At 72.6% G+C, this 17,727-nt stretch carries 14 protein-coding genes and 1 pseudogene; 14 read left to right on the forward strand and 1 reads right to left on the reverse strand.

Going from position 1 to position 17,727, the window contains the following annotated elements; all coding sequences use genetic code 11:
* The first annotated feature begins 15 nt into the window (after nucleotides 1-15).
* The 12 genes and pseudogenes from ACZ68P_RS06165 to metK all read left to right on the forward strand — a co-directional run bounded on the left by ACZ68P_RS06165 (nucleotide 16) and on the right by metK (nucleotide 14,917).
* Complete coding sequence (locus ACZ68P_RS06165; protein ID WP_471003314.1) at nucleotides 16-3,492, forward strand: beta-ketoacyl synthase N-terminal-like domain-containing protein; 3,477 nt, start codon at nucleotides 16-18, stop codon at nucleotides 3,490-3,492.
* Entirely contained in the window at nucleotides 3,489-4,391 is a 903-nt protein-coding gene (locus tag ACZ68P_RS06170) for a 3-hydroxyacyl-CoA dehydrogenase family protein (RefSeq protein ID WP_471003317.1), read from the forward strand. The genes ACZ68P_RS06165 and ACZ68P_RS06170 overlap by 4 nt, the downstream gene beginning before the upstream one ends.
* Nucleotides 4,388-4,657, forward strand: a complete 270-nt coding sequence (locus tag ACZ68P_RS06175) for an acyl carrier protein (protein WP_471003320.1) — start codon at nucleotides 4,388-4,390, stop codon at nucleotides 4,655-4,657. The genes ACZ68P_RS06170 and ACZ68P_RS06175 overlap by 4 nt, the downstream gene beginning before the upstream one ends.
* Nucleotides 4,650-5,777, forward strand: a complete 1,128-nt coding sequence (locus tag ACZ68P_RS06180; protein WP_471003323.1) for an acyl-CoA dehydrogenase family protein — start codon at nucleotides 4,650-4,652, stop codon at nucleotides 5,775-5,777. The genes ACZ68P_RS06175 and ACZ68P_RS06180 overlap by 8 nt, the downstream gene beginning before the upstream one ends.
* On the forward strand, nucleotides 5,774-6,757 hold the full coding sequence (locus tag ACZ68P_RS06185) for a 3-oxoacyl-[acyl-carrier-protein] synthase III C-terminal domain-containing protein (protein WP_471003326.1): 984 nt from the start codon (nucleotides 5,774-5,776) through the stop codon (nucleotides 6,755-6,757). The genes ACZ68P_RS06180 and ACZ68P_RS06185 overlap by 4 nt, the downstream gene beginning before the upstream one ends.
* A 2-nt stretch (nucleotides 6,758-6,759) precedes the next feature.
* On the forward strand, nucleotides 6,760-7,872 hold the full coding sequence (locus ACZ68P_RS06190; RefSeq protein WP_471003329.1) for an HAD-IIIC family phosphatase: 1,113 nt from the start codon (nucleotides 6,760-6,762) through the stop codon (nucleotides 7,870-7,872).
* A complete protein-coding gene (locus ACZ68P_RS06195) occupies nucleotides 7,865-9,481 on the forward strand; it encodes an amino acid adenylation domain-containing protein (protein ID WP_471003331.1) in 1,617 nt (538 codons plus the stop codon). Before ACZ68P_RS06190 ends, ACZ68P_RS06195 begins: the two co-directional genes overlap by 8 nt.
* Complete coding sequence (locus ACZ68P_RS06200) at nucleotides 9,465-10,706, forward strand: MFS transporter (protein ID WP_471003334.1); 1,242 nt, start codon at nucleotides 9,465-9,467, stop codon at nucleotides 10,704-10,706. The genes ACZ68P_RS06195 and ACZ68P_RS06200 overlap by 17 nt, the downstream gene beginning before the upstream one ends.
* Nucleotides 10,707-10,766: 60 nt before the next feature.
* Entirely contained in the window at nucleotides 10,767-11,840 is a 1,074-nt protein-coding gene (locus ACZ68P_RS06205; RefSeq protein ID WP_471003337.1) for an LLM class flavin-dependent oxidoreductase, read from the forward strand.
* A 45-nt stretch (nucleotides 11,841-11,885) separates the two neighbouring features.
* The gene (locus ACZ68P_RS06210; RefSeq protein WP_471003340.1) at nucleotides 11,886-12,851 is read left to right on the forward strand and encodes a 3-oxoacyl-ACP synthase III family protein; all 966 of its coding nucleotides are present in this window, start codon (nucleotides 11,886-11,888) and stop codon (nucleotides 12,849-12,851) included.
* Nucleotides 12,848-13,651 (forward strand): annotated as a pseudogene (locus ACZ68P_RS06215) (thioesterase II family protein); the annotation flags it as partial. The gene ACZ68P_RS06210 and the pseudogene ACZ68P_RS06215, both read left to right, overlap by 4 nt.
* A gap of 57 nt (nucleotides 13,652-13,708) precedes the next feature.
* Nucleotides 13,709-14,917 (forward strand): methionine adenosyltransferase, encoded by a 1,209-nt coding sequence (metK, locus tag ACZ68P_RS06220; protein ID WP_471003885.1) that lies wholly within the window; start codon nucleotides 13,709-13,711, stop codon nucleotides 14,915-14,917.
* Between the two features lie 84 nt (nucleotides 14,918-15,001).
* Here metK and ACZ68P_RS06225 read toward each other — a convergent pair whose 3' ends face one another.
* A complete protein-coding gene (locus ACZ68P_RS06225) occupies nucleotides 15,002-15,865 on the reverse strand; it encodes a helix-turn-helix transcriptional regulator (protein WP_471003343.1) in 864 nt (287 codons plus the stop codon).
* A 330-nt stretch (nucleotides 15,866-16,195) separates the two neighbouring features.
* On the opposite strand from ACZ68P_RS06225, the gene ACZ68P_RS06230 reads away from it, so the two are divergent.
* Entirely contained in the window at nucleotides 16,196-17,050 is an 855-nt protein-coding gene (locus tag ACZ68P_RS06230; protein ID WP_471003346.1) for a class I SAM-dependent methyltransferase, read from the forward strand.
* Between the two features lie 24 nt (nucleotides 17,051-17,074).
* Nucleotides 17,075-17,629, forward strand: a complete 555-nt coding sequence (locus tag ACZ68P_RS06235) for a flavodoxin family protein (RefSeq protein ID WP_471003348.1) — start codon at nucleotides 17,075-17,077, stop codon at nucleotides 17,627-17,629.
* Nucleotides 17,630-17,727 lie beyond the last annotated feature (98 nt).

Genomic DNA, 17,727 nt, shown 5'->3' on the forward strand with positions numbered 1-17,727 from the left:
CAGGGGAACGCAACCATGACGAACAGCACGGACATAGCGGTCATCGGCATCGGCCTGCGCTACCCCGACGCCACCACCCCCCAGGAGTTCTGGCGCAACATCGACCGTGGCGTCATCTCCATGCGCGAGATGTCCCCCGAGCAGCTCAAGGCCGCCGGCGTCACGTCCGAGATGCTCGACGACCCCGCCTTCGTCCGCGTGGCCACCACGCTCCCGGGTGTCGAGGACTTCGCCTCCGAGTTCTTCAACTACCCGCCGCGCGAGGCCGAGACCATCGACCCCCAGCAGCGGATCTTCCTCGAAGCCGCCTGGGAGGCGCTGGAGTCCGCCGGACACCCCGTCCGCAAGGACGGCCCCGTGGTGGGCGTCTTCGCCGGCAGCGCCGCCGGGAACTACTCCGCCGCCCTGCTCGCCGCCAAGGCCCGCGAGTCGGGGCTGCGCGCGGCCGTCGACGACCTCGAACTCACCGTGGGCGGCCAGGCCGACTTCATGACCTCCCGCGCGGCCTACAAGCTGGGCCTGCGCGGTCCCGCCGTCAGCCTGCAGACCGGCTGCTCCTCCTCGCTCTACGGCGTGCACTACGCCACCCTCAGCCTGCTCTCGGGCGAGTGCGACATCGCCCTGGCCGGCGGTGCCACCGTCCTGGAGCCCTTCCGCGGCTACCGCCACCAGCCCGGCGGCGTGCTCTCCGAGGACGGCTACTGCCGCTCCTTCGACGCGAGCTCGACCGGCACGACCTACAGCTCCGGCGTCGGCGTCGTCGCCCTGCGCCGCCTCGACGACGCCCTCGCGGACGGCGACAACGTCCTCGCCGTGATCCGCGGCAGCGCCGTCGGCAACGACGGCGGCGACCGGCTCGGCTTCATCGCCCCCAGCCCGCGCGGCGTCGCCGACGTCGTCGCGGCCGCCCTCGGCACCGCCGGCGTCGCCGCCGACAAGCTGCGCTACGTCGAGGCGCACGGCACCGCCACCCCGGTCGGCGACAACATCGAGCTGATCGCCCTCACCCGGGCGTTCCGCGCCACCACCGACAAGAGCGGCTACTGCGCCCTCGGCTCGGTCATGTCGAACATCGGCCACACCGGCCCCGCCGCCGGCATCGCGGGCTTCATCAAGGCCGTCCACGTCGCCCGTACGGGCAAGATCCCGCCGCACCCGACCTTCGAGCGGCCGCGCGACCCCGGCATCCTCGACGAGAGCCCCTTCTTCGTCACCACCTCGGGCGAGGAGTGCGCCGACGCCGACCGCCACGTCCTGGTCAACTCCATGGGCGTCGGCGGGACCAACGCCGCCATCGTGCTCGCCGCGCCGCCGGAGCCGGTACGGGCCGCCGCCCCGCCGCGCGCCACCGTACGGCTGGTGCTCTCGGCCCGTACCCGGGCCGAACTGGACCAGCAGTCCCGCCGCCTCGCCGACGCCCTCGACGAGGGCGGCCTGAACGCCGACGACGTCGCCCACACCCTGCGGGTGGGCCGCGCGGCCTTCGCCGAACGCCGCGTGGTCACCGCGCCCCGCGAGCGCCTGACCGCCGCCCTGCGGCTGCCCCGGCCGCCGGCGGTGCGCACCGAGCGGGCCGCCGGCCGCCGTCCCGTGCTCGTCCTGCCCGCCGTGGACGCACCGCAGCCGCCCGCCGAGCTGATCGCCGGGCTGCGCGCCGCGCTGCCCGAGCTGGGAGACCCCCTGACCGCACCGCTGGACGCCCTCCCCGAGGAGCGCTTCCCGGTCCTCGTCGGCCACGGCGAGCCCGGCAAGGGCCGGCACGTCGTCACCCTCCCGGACACCACCCCGCTCGACGCCGACACCCTGGCCGACCTCCTCGACGACGCCGTCACCACCGCGTGGCTGCACGGCGCCGAGGCGGACTGGAGCGCGCTGGGCGGCCACGCCGGACGCCGGGTCGCGCTGCCCACCTACCCCTTCACCCGCAAGCGCCACTGGGCGCTCGACCGGCTCCCGGCGTTCGACGGGCCCCTCGAACCCGCCGCCCCCGCCGGCGGCACGAGCGCGGTGTCCACCGCGGCCGAGGGTACGGTCGAGGCCGGCCTCACGAAGCTCTGGCAGGACCTCTTCGGCCTGGACACCATCGGCCTGGACGACGAGTTCGGCTCCCTCGGCGGCACCTCGCTGCTCTCCGTCCAGATGGTCCTGGAGATCCAGCAGCGGTTCGGCGTCCTGATCAACATCCACCGGGCCGGCGGCAGCCAGGCCACGATCCGGCGCCTCACCACCATCGTCGAGGGCCTCAAGAACGGCGCCCAGCTGGGCGACGCGGAGGTCGACCCGGCGGCCGACGGCGACGGCGCCCTCGTCGACGCCGACCTCCAGATCCCGTTGGAGCCGCTCGCCAAGCAGTCCGCGCCCGGCAAGGACGTCCTGCTCACCGGGGCCACCGGCTACCTCGGCGCGTTCCTCCTCGACGAGCTGCTCCGCGCCTCCAAGGGCCGGGTCTACTGCGTCGTCCGCGCCGCCGACGAGGCCGAGGGCATGGCGCGGCTCACGGCCACCGCCGCCAAGTTCGGGCTGCCCGCGCCCGACCCGGAGCGGGTCCACGCCGTCCCCGGCGACCTGCGCGACATCGGGACGCTCTGCCGTACGTACCGGGGCGGCGAACTCGCCACCCGGATCGGACACGTACTGCACTGCGCGGCCAAGGTCGTCTTCACCGAGCCGTACCGCATGCTGCGCGACGACAACATCCTGCCGCTGGTCGGCCTGCTGAACTGGATGCGCCCCCTGGGCATCCGCGACATCAGCTTCATCTCCACCGTCGCGGCCACCGCGCCCGCCGGCGCGGACGGGCGGCTGATGGAGACCCGCGAGCAGCCCCTCGACCCCCAGCTCGGCGGATACGGCGTCAGCAAGTGGGTCGGCGAGCGGATCCTGGAGCGCGCCGACCAGGACGGGATGCGGGTCCGGGTCTTCCGCCCCGGCCTGATCATGGCCTCCAGCGCGACGGGCGCCTGCAACGACAAGGACCTCATCTGGTTCCTCCTCGCCAGCGGCCTGGTCGTGGGCGCCCGGCCGGTCGACGACCGGGGGATGCCGGTCTCGCCGGTCGACGTGCTGGCCCGTGCCGTCGCGGAGCTCGCGATGTCGTCCAAGTCGGTCGGCCGCGCCTACCACCTGGTGGACGAGATCTCCCCGAGCCTCGAGGACCTCTTCGCGGCCCTCGAGGAGGCGGGCCTGCCGACCCGCACCGTGCCCCTCGCCGAGTGGCAGCGGCTCGTCGCCGTCCAGGCCCAGGCCACCGGCAGCAAGGTGCTGTCCGCCACGGCCCTGTACGAGATGGAGGGCCACGAGCTGGAGGAGGCGGGCGTCCAGGCGCGCGGCTGGCAGCCCTGGCTGCGCAAGAACGGCCTGTCCCCGCTCGTCACCGGCGAGCAGCTCCGCAACGGGCTGGCCTTCCTGGCCCACCGGACCGACGACATCGGCTCGCTCCTGCCGGCCCTGGCGGCCGAGGGCGCGGGCGCCGACACCCAGGGGGAGAAGTGAGCGACAGCGCGACGCACGACCTGACGGCCGACGGCGGTGCCGGCCCGGCCAGCGGCCCGCTCGCGGTCATCGGAGCCGGCGTGATGGGTACGGGCATCACCACCCTGGCCCTCGGCCGCGGTGTCGACGTGATCCTCGTCGACGTCTCCGAGGACATCCTCGCCAAGGCCCGCACGGCCGCCACCGGCCAGCTGCGGCTGGCCCGCATGATGGGCAAGCTGCCCCGCGAGGGCGCCACCGGCGAACTGGTCACCACCACCCGCGTCGAGGACGTCGCCGGAGCGGCCTGGGTCGTCGAGGCCGTCACCGAACTGGCCCCGCTCAAGGCCAAGGTGCTCGCCGAGGTCTCCGCCGTGGTGGCGCCCGGAACGCTGCTGATCTCCAACACCTCGGCCGTGCCGATCGACGAACAGGCCGACGCGGTGGCCCGGCCGGAGGACCTGGCCGGCATCCACTTCATGAACCCGCCCTACCTGATCCACACCGCCGAGCTGATCCGCGGCCCGCGCACCGGCGCCGCGGCCCTGGAATCTGCCCGCGCCCTCCTGGAGACGCTCGGCCAGACCGGCGTGGTCGTCGGCGATGGACCGGGGTTCGTGATCAACCGGATCCTCCAGCGGATGATCAACGAGGCGGCCCGGATCGTGGCGGAGGGCGTCGCCGACCCGGCGTCCGTCGACGCCGCCTTCGAAGGCTGCCTGGGTCACACCACAGGACCCCTCGCCACGGCCGACCTGATCGGCCTCGACAACGTCGTCGACTCCCTGCGCGTGCTGCACGAGCGCACCGGCGACGCGGGCTACGAGCCCTGCGCACTGCTTCTGGAGAAGGTCGCCGCCGGCGATTTCGGCCGCAAGACCGGACGTGGATTTTTCGAATACGGAGGAAGCACCTCATGAGCACCCCCACCCAGCAGGACACCCGGACGATCCGCGAGACGCTGACCGCCTTCCTGGAGCAGCGCACCAGGACGGCCGTCGCCGCCGACGTGGACCTCTTCTCCACCGGCCTGGTCACCTCCCTGTTCGCCATGGAGCTGCTGGTGCACGTCGAGCAGTCCTTCGGCGTCCAGGTCGGCGGCTCCGACCTCACCCTCGACAACTTCCGCAGCGTGGACGCGATGACCGCCCTCGTGCTGCGCCTGCGGGGCGCGGGCGATGAGTGAGCCGACCGGCCGGCCCTCCGCACGCGCCGAGGCGGAGCAGCTGGCCACGGAGCTGATCGGCGACCGGGCCGACGTCTGGGACAGGACCGGTGAGCTGCCCCTCGCGCTGCTGCGCGAACTCGGCGGCAAGGGCGCGCTGTGCGCCCAGGTGCCCGTCGCCTACGGCGGTCTCGGCCTGAGCAGCGCGGACAACGGCGAGCTGACGGCCCACGTCGGCTCCCTGTGCTCGTCCGTGCGCAGCGTCATGACCTCCCAGGGCATGGCCGCCTGGACCGTCGAACGCCTCGGCGGCGACGAGCAGAAGGCCGTCTACCTCCACGAGCTCACCGGCGGCCGGCTCGCCGGGGTCGCCTTCAGCGAGCCCGGAGCCGGCAGTGACCTGGGCGCCATGACGACGACCGTCCGCCCCGACGGCGACTCGGTCGTCCTCGACGGCCGCAAGACGTGGATCACCGTCGGCGCCTACGCCGACTACCTCGTCGTCTTCGGCCGGTACGGCGACGGCGCCGCCGCCGTCGTCGTCCCCACGGACGCCCCCGGCGTGACCGTGGAGCGGGTGGCCGACCCCATGGGCTGCCGTGCCGCCGGCCACGCCGACGTCACCTTCGACGGCGTACGGCTGCCCGCCGACAGCCTGCTGGGCGGCGCCGGGCTCCCCGTCGACTGGCTCGTGACCTCCGCGCTGACCTTCGGCCGGGTGTCCGTGGCCTGGGGCTGTGTCGGCATCCTGCGGTCCTGCCTGCGGGCCGCCGCCACTCACGCCTCCACCCGGGAGCAGTTCGGCTCGCCCCTCGCGGACCACCAGCTGGTCGCCCGGCACCTCGCCGAGCTGCACGTCGCCCAGGAGGCCTCGGTCCGCTGCTGCGAGCGGGCCAGCCTCTGCTGGGACGAGAACAGCCCCGAGCTGGTGACCTCCGCCGTGACCGCCAAGCACCTGGCGGCCGGTCACGCGGCGCGCGGAGCCGCGTCCGCCGTGCAGGTGCTGGCCTCGGCCGGCGCCCGGGACGGCGGCCCGGTGGCCCGTGCGTACCGCGACGCCAAGCTGATGGAGATCATCGAGGGCAGCAACGAGATCAGCCAGCTCCTGCTCGGCAAGCACGCCCTGGCGGTGTGGTCATGAGCATCGGCATCGGATCCATCCACACCGTCCTGCCCACCCTGCGCACCCCGGTCACCGACCTCCCCGAGTTCCCCGGGCTCTCCCCGGAGGAGGCGGAGTTCGCCCGGGACAGCGGGATCGCGACGGTCGGCGTCCTGGAGGACCACACCGCGGGCGACCTCGCCGTCCAGGCCGTGCGCGGTCTGCTCGACTCGCTCGACGACACCACCCCCGGCGCGCCGGGCATGCCGGACACCCTCATGCTCGTCAGCCCCCGCGCCCCCGACGTGCTGCTCGGCTCGGACGCCTGCCGCGTCCAGGCGGAGGCGAAGCTCGACGGCGCGTTCGCCTTCACCGTCGACGGCCTCGGCTGCACCGGCTCCAGCGCCGCCTGGGCCCTCGGCCGGGACCTGCTGCTCGCCGATCCGTCCCGGCAGGGCGTGCTCATCGCCCACGGCAGCAGGCCCACCGGCTTCGACCGGGTGCGCCACCCCGTCACCGTCATCGGCGACGGCGCGTACGCCATGACGCTCGTCCGGGGCGGCCGGCCGGTCCTGCGGGCCCACCGCATGGAGACCGACGGCAGCTTCCACGACCTCTTCCAGGTCGACTACAAGCAGGTCCCGCACTACGAGTGGCGCGAGGAGTGCCGGTCGCCCGACCGGTACCGCTTCGAACTCGCCATGAACAGCCGGATGCGGCTCGGCCGGATGGTCGAGGAGGTGCTGGCGGACGCGGGCGTCGACAAGGACGCCGTCGCCACGACGCTCATGCAGAACGTCACGGCGAGTGCCTACCGCTTCTACGAGACCCTCCTCGGCCTGCCGATCCACCCCGTGTGCAACGAGCACCTCGCCGCGTACGGCCACCTCGGCGCCATGGACGTCGTACTCAACCTCGACCGGCTCCTCGCGGCCGGCGAACTCGCCCCGGGCGACCTCGTGCTCGTCCTCAACAACAGCCCGGTCGCCGCCTGGGCCGTGACCCTGTGGGAGGTGTGACCGTGGCCGAGACCGTGAAGGACACCACGACCGCCGTCAAGTGCCTGGTGTGGGACCTGGACAACACGCTGTGGAGCGGAACGCTCCTGGAGGACGGGGAGGTCACGCTCTCGGACGAGGTCCGCGAGGTGATCGCCACCCTCGACCGGCGGGGCATCCTCCAGGCCGTGGCCAGCAAGAACGATCACGACCACGCCTGGGAACGACTGGAGCTGCTCGGCGTCGCCGAGTACTTCGTCCTCCCGCACATCGGCTGGGGCCCCAAGTCCGAGTCGGTCCGCAGGATCGCCGACCAGCTCGGCTTCGCCCACACCACGATCGCGTTCGTCGACGACCAGCCGACCGAGCGCGCGGAGGTCGCCCACCACCTCCCCGACGTGCGCTGCTACCCGGCCGAGGAGGTCCTGGAGCTCACCGGCCGGCCCGAGTTCGACCCCGTCACCACCGAGGACTCGCGCCGCCGCCGGGAGATGTACCAGGCGGGGTTCCGCCGGGAGGCCGCCCGCGAGGAGTTCACCGGCGCCGACGAGGAGTTCCTGCGCACCCTCGGCCTCGTCATGACCATCGGACGGGCCGCCGAGGCGGACCTCGCCCGGGTCGAGGAACTGACCCTGCGCACCAGCCAGATGAACGCCACCGGCGTCCACTACGGCGACGCCGAGCTGCGGGGCCTGCTGGCCGACCCCGGCCACGAGGTCCTCGTGATCTCGCTGCGCGACCGCTTCGGCGACCACGGCGCCGTCGGCATCGTGCTGCTGGAACGGCTGCCCGGCGTCTGGCACCTCAAGCTGCTCGCCACCTCCTGCCGGGTCGTCTCCTTCGGCGCGGGCGCCGTCATCCTGCGCTGGCTGACCGACCAGGCGGCCTCCGCCGGCGTGCACCTGGCTGCCGACTTCCGGCGCACCGCGCGCAACCGGATGATGGAGGTCGCCTACCGCTTCGCCGGATTCACCGGCGACGCCTGCCCCTGCGCCGCAGCCGTCACCGGCCCGGACCGCGAGGACATCGAGCTGCTGCACATCGAGCCCGCACGGCAGGAACCGCCGACCACCATGCGGCTCGACGCCCCCGACCTCGCCGCTCCCGTGACCGCCGCGGAGGCCACCCATGGCTGACACGCTGTACGAATGGTTCGACCGGTCCGTCGAGCGCCACCCCGGCGAGCCGGCCGTGGAGGCCGGCGGCGCCCGGCTCGACTACCGCGAGCTGCGCCGCGCCGCCGAGCACGTCGCCGCCCGGATCCTGGAGGCGCACGGCTCCGTGCCCCGGCGGATCTCCGTGATGGCGACCCGTACCGTCGCCGTCCTCGCCGCCTACCTGGCGGGCCAGCGGCTCGGCGCGACCGTCACCCCCGTCAACCCGGCCTTCCCGGCCGCTCGCAACCGGATGATCTGCGAACTCGCGGGCACCGAGGTGCTCGTCGTGGACGCCGGGGACGCGGGCCAGCTCGACGGGGAACTGGGCGGACTCGTCCCGACCGAACTGCGCCTCGACGCCGAGGAGGTGGCCGCCGCCGGCCGGGCGGACACCACCCCGGCGCCCGAGCTGCCCCCGTACACCACCGGACCCGACGACGTGGCGTACGTCCTGTTCACCTCCGGCTCGACGGGCCGGCCCAAGGGCGTGCCGATCCGGCACCGCAACCTCTCGCCGTACCTCGCGCACAACATCGAGCGGTACGGCATCGGCCCCGGCTGCCGGACCTCGCACACCTTCGACCTGACCTTCGACCCCTCCGTCTTCGACCTCTTCGTGACCTGGGGCGGCGGCGCCACGCTCGTCGTCCCCGGCCGGGCGGAGCTCCTCTCGCCGGTCGACTACATCGTCGACAACCGGATCACCCACTGGTTCTCGGTGCCGTCCGTGGTCTCCGTCAGCGCCCAGCTGGGCAACCTGCCCACCGGGGTCGCCTCCGACCTGCGGATGAGCGTCTTCATCGGCGAGCAGCTCTCCTACGACCAGGCCGAGGCCTGGCGCGCGACGGCCCCTCAGGCGGCGATCGAGAACGTCTACGGACCCACCGAACTCACCGTCGCCTGCACAGAGTTCGCCCTCCCCGCCGATCCCGCGCGGTGGCCGGCCACCTCCAACGACACCGTCCCCATCGGGCCCGTCTACGACTTCCTCGACCACCTCGTGCTCGACGAGCACGGCCGGCCCGCCGAGGAGGGGGAGCTGTGCGTACGCGGCTCCCAGCGCTTCGACGGCTACCTCGACCCGGCCGACGACCACGGCCGCTTCCTCCGGTACGACGAGAACGGCGCCACCCCCTACCAGGGGGAGGGGCCGCTCACCCCGGAGCACTACTACCGGACCGGCGACCGCGTGCGCTGGGAGTCCGGCAACCTGGTGCACCTCGGCCGCCTCGACAACCAGGTGAAGGTACGCGGATACCGCATCGAACTCGGCGAGATCGAGGCCGCGCTGCGCCGCCACCCGGACATCACGCAGGCCGTCGTCATCGCGCTCCGCCACGGCGACGACGTCGAACTCGTCGGCTGCCACACCGGAGCCCCCCTCGAACCGCAGCCGCTCACCCGCTGGCTGCGCAAGCGCGTCCCGGTCCACATGGTGCCCCGCCGATTCCGGCACCTGGACAGCCTGCCGCTCAACCCCAACGGCAAGATCGACCGGCCGCTCCTCACCCGCGAGCTCTCGTCCCCCGACCTCGCCGCGGCCGGACCGGCCGCCGGCAACGGAGGCCATCATGGCATTTCTCGATGACATCGTCCCGCCACCCGGCATCGTCCGCACCCTCTGTCTGAGCAACTTCGCCAAGACCGCGGGCCACGGCGTCCTGATGGCCGTCAGCGTGCTGTTCTTCACCCGCACCGTCGGCATCCCGGCCGAACAGGTCGGCCTCGCCCTCAGCATCGGCGCCGCCCTCGCCATGGCCGCGAGCATCCCGGCCGGCCGGCTGGCCGATCTCGTCGGCCCGCGCAACACCACCGTCGGGTTCCTGCTGCTGCTCGGCGTGTTCGTGGGCGCCTACGCCTTCGTCGAGAGCTTCGCCGGCCTCGTGGTGGTCACCAGTCTCGCGCTGATGGCCGAGTCCTCCACGGACGCCGCCCGCGGCGCGCTCATCGCCGGGCTGATCCCCCAGGAGGACCGCGTCCGCGCCTGGTCGTACATGCGGGCGGTCAGCAACCTCGGCGTGACCCTCGGGGCCGCGGCCGGCGCCGTCGCCCTCTGGTTCGACAACCGGCCGGCGTACGTCGGTCTGCTGATCGCCGGCGGCGTCATGTTCCTCGTCGCGGGCGCCGCCTACCTCACCGTCCCGTCCGTCGCCCCCACCCCCAAGGAGAGCGCCGGACCCAGGTGGGTCGTCCTGCGCGACCTCCCGTACGCCGCCGTCGCGCTGCTCAACTCGGTCCTGGTGATGAACGTCGCCATCCTCACCGTGGCGCTGCCGATCTGGATCACCAGCCAGACCTCCGCGCCCAAGTGGCTGTACTCCGTCATCCTCATCCTGAACACGATCATGGTCGTGCTCTTCCAGGTCCGTGCCGGAAAGGGCAGCGAGAACGTCCGCGGCGGCGCCCGGACGCTGCGCAGGTGCGGTGTCTTCCTCGCCGCGTGCTGCGCCCTCTTCGCCCTGGCCGCCGACCGGCCGGTGTGGGTCGCCGTCGCCGCCCTGCTCGCTGGCGCCGTCGTCCACGTCATCGGCGAGATGCTCTACAGCGCCGGCTCCTGGTCCCTGGCCTTCGGCCTGGCCCCTGACCACGCCCAGGGGCAGTACCAGGGCATGTTCGGGATGTCGACGCAGCTCGGCTCGATGGTCACCCCGGCCCTCGCCACCGTGCTCATCGTCCGGCTGGGCTGGCCCGCCTGGATCGTCTTCGCCGTCCTGCTTCTCGGCGCCGGCCTCGCCGCACCCGCGGTCGCCTCCTGGGCCGAGCGCACCCGCCGCCCGGTCCCCGACCCCGGCGCCGAGCCGGCCGTCGCCTGAGCCGCGTCCGCGGACAGCTCAGGGGATCCCACCGCCGACCAGCAACACCCGGAGAACTCCATGGACTTCAGTCTCTTCTACTTCGCCAACGACAGTACCGAGGGCTCGGGCGACCGCTACGAACTCCTCATGGAGGGAGCCCGGTTCGCCGACCGCAACGGCTTCAGCGCCGTGTGGACCCCCGAGCGGCACTTCCACCCCTTCGGCGGCCTGTACCCCAACCCGTCCGTGACGGGCGCGGCGATCGCCGCCGTGACCGAGCGCGTCGGCATCCGCGCGGGCAGCGTCGTCGCCCCCCTGCACCATCCGCTGCGGATCGCGGAGGAGTGGTCGGTCGTGGACAACCTGTCCCACGGACGGGTGGGCCTGTCCTTCGCCTCCGGCTGGCACGCGACGGACTTCGCGTTGCGCCCCGAGAACTACGAGAACCGCCGGGAGATCCTGCTGGAGCAGGTGGAGCAGGTCCGCGCGCTCTGGCGCGGCGAGAAGATCGCGGTCACCGACGGCGTCGGCGCCGCACAGGAACTCGGCATCTTCCCGCCGCCGGTCCAGAGCGAGCTTCCGGTGTGGGTGACCAGCGCCGGGGGTGTGGAGACCTTCCGCAACGCCGGCCGCTCCGGCGCCGGGCTGCTGACCCATCTGCTGGGCCAGGACCTCGACGACCTCGCCGACAAGATCGCCGAATACCGCGAGGCGGCCGCCGGGCTCGGCCGGCCGGGGTGGAACGGCCATGTCGCCCTCATGGTGCACGCCTTCCTCGGCGAGGACGAGGACGAGGTCCGCGAGACCGTACGGGCGCCTCTCGGTGACTATCTGCGCAGCTCTCTGGGACTGCTGCTGGGCTCACGGCTCGACGGCCGCCGCGTCGACGCCTCGAAGCTGTCGCCCGAGGACATCGACTTCATCGTGGCACGGTCCTTCGACCGCTACTTCGACGACGGGGGCCTGCTGGGCACCGTGGAGAAGGCCGAGCCGATGGTGGAGAGGTTCCGTGCCATCGGCGTGGACGAGGTGGCCTGCCTGATCGACTTCGGGCTGCCGACCCCGACCGTCCTGGCGAGCCTGGAGCACCTGAACCGACTGCGCGAGCGGTCCGCCGCGGGGGCCGCCCGGGTCGCCGTGCCGGCCGCCTGAGGGGCCGCGACCGTCATGACCGTACAGCGAAGGAGAGCAGGGACCGTGGGCGGAATCGTCGACTTCGAGGTGGCCTTTCCCTCGTCGCGGGTGACCGTGCGGGAGTTGCACGAGGCGTCCGGCGTACCGGTGGCCGACATCCTGGCCATCACGCACACCGAGGAGTTCCCCGTCCTCGGTGAGGACGACACGGCCTGGGAGCCGGCCGCGGAGGCGGCCAGGGCCGTCCTGGAGCGCAACGGCGTCTCCCCGGACGCGATCGGCCAGGTGATCTACGCCGGTTCCGGCGAGTGGGACCAGCCGTTCTGGTCCCCGGCGGCCAAGGTCGCCGACGAACTGGGCATCCTCGGCGCCCACTGCTTCGAGGTCACCAACTTCTGCAACGGCGGCATGACGGCCGTACGCACCGGACTGGCCGAACTCGCGCTGGGTGGCGGCGCCCCCTACGCCCTGGTCCTCATCGGGGACCGCCTCAGCCGGCTCGTCGACCGGGACGACCCCGACTCCAAGGCCCTGTTCAACTTCGGCGACGCCCCGGCCGCCGTCCTCCTCGGCCGCGAGGACTGCCTCTTCGAGGTCCTCACGTCGTCCATGCGCACGGACCCCTCCTGGGCCGACTACTACTCCGGAGACCTGGAGGACGACCGGGTCCTGATGCGCCGGCGCGGCCGCCGGCAGGGCCTGGGCGACGCCTACCTGGAGAACTTCCCGGCCCGTGTCGCCGACGTGCTGTCCACCCTCGGCAAGGAGGTCACGGACGTCGCCCACTTCCTGATCAACCAGGGCGACAAGGGCATGCACGAGAAGCTGCTGGCCGGGCTCGGCATCCCCGCGGAGAAGAGCGTCTTCAACTACCACCGGTACGGGCACATGGGCGGCTCCGACCCGCTGATCGCCCTCACCGGCCTCCTGGACGACAAGCGCCTGGAACCGGGCGACCTGATCCTCGTCGCCACCAGCGGGATGGGCTTCACCTGGGGCGTGACCGCACTGGAGTTCCGAGGCCGATGAGCGCTCCCGCACAGCCCTGGGCGGGCTGGAAGGACCTGCGGCGCTTCCTCGCCCCGGTCTCCGGACCTCCGGCTCCACCCCCCGCCGCCCTCGCGGCCTCCGCGGCGGGCCCGGTGGCCCGGCCGGCCGCCGACGCCCCCTTCACCCTGCTGCTCGTGCACCACGCCGGCGGTTCGGCGGCCGCCTTCGCCCCACTGGTGCGCCATCTCCCCGCCGACTGGCGGATCCTGGCCGTGGATCTTCCCGGCCGTCTGATGTCGGCGGGGGAGGGACGCTGCCGCACCACCGACGAGGCGGTCGCGTGGCTCGCTCCGCTCACCCGCCGCGTACTGGCCGGCCCCTACGGCGTCTTCGGGCACAGCATGGGCGCGCTCATCACCTACGAGCTGGCGCGCCGGCTCTCCCGGGAGGGCCTGCCGCCCGTCTGGGTGGGGCTCTCCGGAGCCCCGGCCCCCGGGCACCGGCCCGACCGCGCCCGTCGCCACCTCTGGTCGACGGAGCGGCTGACCGGCTTCATGCGCGACCTCGGCGGCACCCCGGAGGAGGTGCTGGCGATTCCCGACCTCGTCGAGCCGATGGTGGAGACGCTCCGCGGCGACCTCGCGATCGTGGACACGTACGAGGAACACCCCGGCCCGCCGCTGGAGGTGCCGCTGTCGCTGTTCACCGGCGCGGACGACCCGGTCGCGGGTCCGGCGCTGGCCGCGCCCTGGGCCGGCCACACCCGCGCGCGGACCACCCGGCACGCCTGGCCAGGAGGCCACTTCTACCTCTTCGAGCACGCCGCGGCGGTCTGCGACCGGATCGCCCGCGATGTCACCGCCGCCCGTCTCCCCACTTCCCCGGAGGGAAGCACCATGTCACGTCGTCTGTTCACCTCGGAGTCCGTGACCGAGGGGCATCCGGACAAGATCGCCGATCAGATCAGCGACGCGATCCTCGACGCGCTGCTCGCCGAGGACCCGTCCTCGCGGGTCGCCGTGGAGACCCTGATCACGACCGGTCAGGTCCATGTCGCGGGCGAGGTGTCGACGACCGCGTACGCCTCGATCGCCCGGCTCGTCCGGGAGAAGATCCTGGAGATCGGCTACGACTCGTCCGCCAAGGGCTTCGACGGCGCGTCCTGCGGGGTGTCGGTGTCCATCGGCGCGCAGTCCCCGGACATCGCGCAGGGCGTCGACACGGCCTACGAGTCCCGGGTCGAGGGTGACGAGGACGAGCTGGACAAGCAGGGCGCCGGCGACCAGGGCCTGATGTTCGGCTACGCCTGCGACGAGACCGCCGAGCTGATGCCGCTGCCGATCCACCTCGCCCACCGGCTGTCGCGCCGGCTGACCGAGGTCCGCAGGAACGGGACCGTCCCGTATCTGCGCCCCGACGGCAAGACGCAGGTCACCATCGAGTACGACGGCGACCGTCCGGTCCGGCTGGACACGGTCGTGGTGTCCTCGCAGCACGCCGCCGACATCGACCTCGACGGGCTGCTCACGCCCGACATCCGCGCGCACGTGGTGGAGCACGTCCTGGGCGGACTCGCCCAGGAGGGCATCAAGCTGGACACCGACGGCTACCGGCTGCTCGTGAACCCGACCGGCCGTTTCGAGGTCGGCGGCCCGATGGGGGACGCCGGCCTCACCGGCCGCAAGATCATCATCGACACGTACGGCGGGATGGCCCGTCACGGCGGCGGTGCCTTCTCCGGCAAGGACCCGTCCAAGGTCGACCGCTCGGCCGCCTACGCCATGCGCTGGGTCGCCAAGAACGTCGTCGCGGCCGGCCTCGCCTCGCGCTGCGAGGTCCAGGTCGCCTACGCCATCGGCAAGGCGGAGCCCGTCGGCCTCTTCGTCGAGACCTTCGGGACGGAGAAGGCGTCCGTCGCGACGATCGAGAAGGCCGTCACGGAGGTCTTCGACCTGCGGCCGGCCGCGATCATCCGCGACCTCGACCTGCTCCGCCCGATCTACTCCCAGACGGCGGCGTACGGCCACTTCGGCCGCGAGCTCCCGGACTTCACCTGGGAGCGCACCGACCGCGTGGACGCCCTGCGCGCGGCCGCGGGGCTGTGAGCCGATGTCGGCTCCGCGGTCCGTCCGGGCCGTACCGGGCCCCCGCGCCCGGTCGGCCGGCGCCGGGCTCCACTTCCCGGGGTCTCACCCGTGACCGTCCGGGCCCGGACGGTCGGGACCGTCGAACTCCCGGTCCTGGAGCAGACCGTTGGTCGCGATCAGATAGCCGAGCTGCGCCCGGCTGACGCTGCCCAGGCGCCGGGAGATCCGGCTGATGTACTCCGCGACGGTCCGCCGGCTGATGCCGAGCCCCCGGGCGATCTTCTCCTCGGTGTGACCGGCGACCAGGAAGCGCATGATGCTCTGCTCGATCTCGGAGACGACGATCTCGGGTCGCCTGGCGACCGCCGGGTCGACCGGAGTGCCACGCGCCCAGGCGTACTCGAAGACGTTGGCCAGGTACCAGACGATGGTGGGATCCCGGACCTCGAGCGCCTCGTCCGGATAGTCGGAACTCGTCGGAATGAAAGCCACCGTACGGTCGCAGATGATGACCCGGTCGAACATTTCGTCAACGGTCCGGATGCTGCCACCGGCTTCCGCGACGGTCCGGATGTATTCGGCCGTGGGCGGGTGATTCCATACCGCGTGCTGATAGAGGGTGCGTTGGGCGACTCCCCTTTCCAGGAGCTCCAGATTGCGCCTGACCACCTCTTCCAGGATCTCGGGAGGACGACGGCCGCCGGGTTGCGCGGTGAGCAGTTCCGACTGGCAGCACGCCACCGCGATGTCGATCGTCTCGGCGATCTGCTGGGCGCCCCGCAGGACGGTCGAGGTCTGCGGAACGCTCTGCCGGGACCCGTTGAAGACGGCCTCCGCCGTCTCGAAGGTCTTGGTGAGGGCGTCGAGCCGACGCTTCCCCTCGGCGAGCGTCTCCTCGAGCGGAGTCAGGGTCCGACCTGCGGCGATCGTGGGCGGGACGGACGTCAGGAGGCCGGGTTCCCCCACGACCGGCTCCAGCAGTCCCAGTCTCGTGGCGCAGTGCACCGGCGGGTCCGCCGCCACCGTCCCGGTGCATACGGCGCTCTGGTACCGCCGCAGTCCCGCCTCGCACAGACCCGGTCCACATGTCGTGGTATCGCAACCTATCTGCACCATTTGCCCCCCTGCGTGATCATGCGCTGCGCACACATGTTAGGACAGGGCGTTGTTGCCGCAGCGTCCCGCCGGAAACGATGAGGAGACCTCACCGTTTCGGTTTCGGTCCCGCCTGGTGCCGCCGGGTTCTTTGCCTTATGAGCACGCGTCCACACAACACCGCATTGACAAGGGCAGGAAATGACGCAAACGATTCAGAGTGACGAGTTCCGTTCCGCGGTGGCCCGGCTGTCCGTGCCCGGAATGGGCACGGAGGTCGTCGGTCCCCTCCTCGCGAACCTGGTCCAACTGCTGCGCCCGCGCCGCGTACTCGAAGTGGGCATGGGATACACGACCCCGTTCCTCGCCGCCGCGCTCGCCGACGCGGAGAAGGCGGTCGCCGCCGAGTCCCTCGCCCTCGCGGCGAAGACCCGCGAACACCTCGCCGCGGGCCGCGCGCTCGACGACGCCTGGCTGCTCGCCGAGCCGCCGCTGGTGACCCCCTCCCTGCACCTGGAGCCGTACCGCCCCCGGCTGGCCGCCGTCGACAACCTCTCCATCGCCGACTCCTCTGCGGGCCGGGTCCGCGAGGTGCTCACCGAGCTGGGCCTCGACGACCGTGTGACCGTCGTCAACGCGGACCTGAAGGACTCGCTCGACAAACTGCCCGAGGGGTTCGCACCCATCGACTTCGCCTGGGTCGACGCTTGGGAGTGCCTCTGGTTCTTCGACCACTTCTGGGACCTGATCGACCCCGACGGCGGCCTGATCGTCATGCACTACCTGATGACCTACCCCGAGGGTGACGCCGTCCGCCGGTACCTGGAGAAGTTCCAGCAGCGCAACCCCGGCGAGCTCGAGGTCGTCAGCCTGCTCGAGTCCCAGAAGCTGATGCAGAACAGCGTCACCATCCTGCGCCGGACCTCCGGCGCGAAGAAGCGGCGCTACGCCGGTACCGGCGGCCGGATCGACTACTCGCCCCAGCTGCTGAGCGACGCCGAGCAGCACCTGCGCCTCGTCGCCGACGCCCACGGGTCCCTCGCCGGCCCCGCCTGACCACGACGAGCTGTGAGGACTGCTGTGAGTGCCACGCTCGAGACGGTACGGAGCCGGAGTTTCGCCTTCATCCTCGGGAGCCGGAGCGGAGGGAACACCGAGACCCTGGCCCGGTACGCCGCCGAGGGGCTCCCCCCGGACGTCACCGGCAGCTGGCTGAACCTCGGCGACCTGTCGCTGCCCCTCCACCCGGCGGGACCGGTCCCGTGCGGCACGGAGAAGCTGCTGCTCGACGCGACCCTGGACAGTACCGACATCGTCGTCGCGTCCCCGCTCCACTGGTACAGCGTCTCCGCGTCGACCAAGCTCTACCTCGACTACTGGGCCCGCTGGCTCGGCCTGCCGGACGTCGACTTCCGCGAGCGCATGCGGGGCAAGAGCCTGTGGGCGGTCACGGCGTACGCCCGCGGCGAGGCCGCGGACGCGGAGCCCTTGACGGGCATGCTCCGGCGTACGGCGGACTACCTCGGCATGGAGTGGCGGGGCGCGCTGCTGGCCCGCGCGCACAAGGCGGGGGACATCGAGGCCGACCCGGCGGCGCTCGGCCGTGCGGCCGCCTTCTTCGACCTCCCGCGCTGACGGTCGGCGGCCGGCGGGCGGTCGGTCCCGGACCGGCCGCCTCCTGTCGGATCTGGCGCGAGCCGCCGTCACCACGTAGCGTGCCGATCTGTCGTATC

It is taken from the genome of Streptomyces sp. NPDC036822 (genome assembly GCF_055609145.1).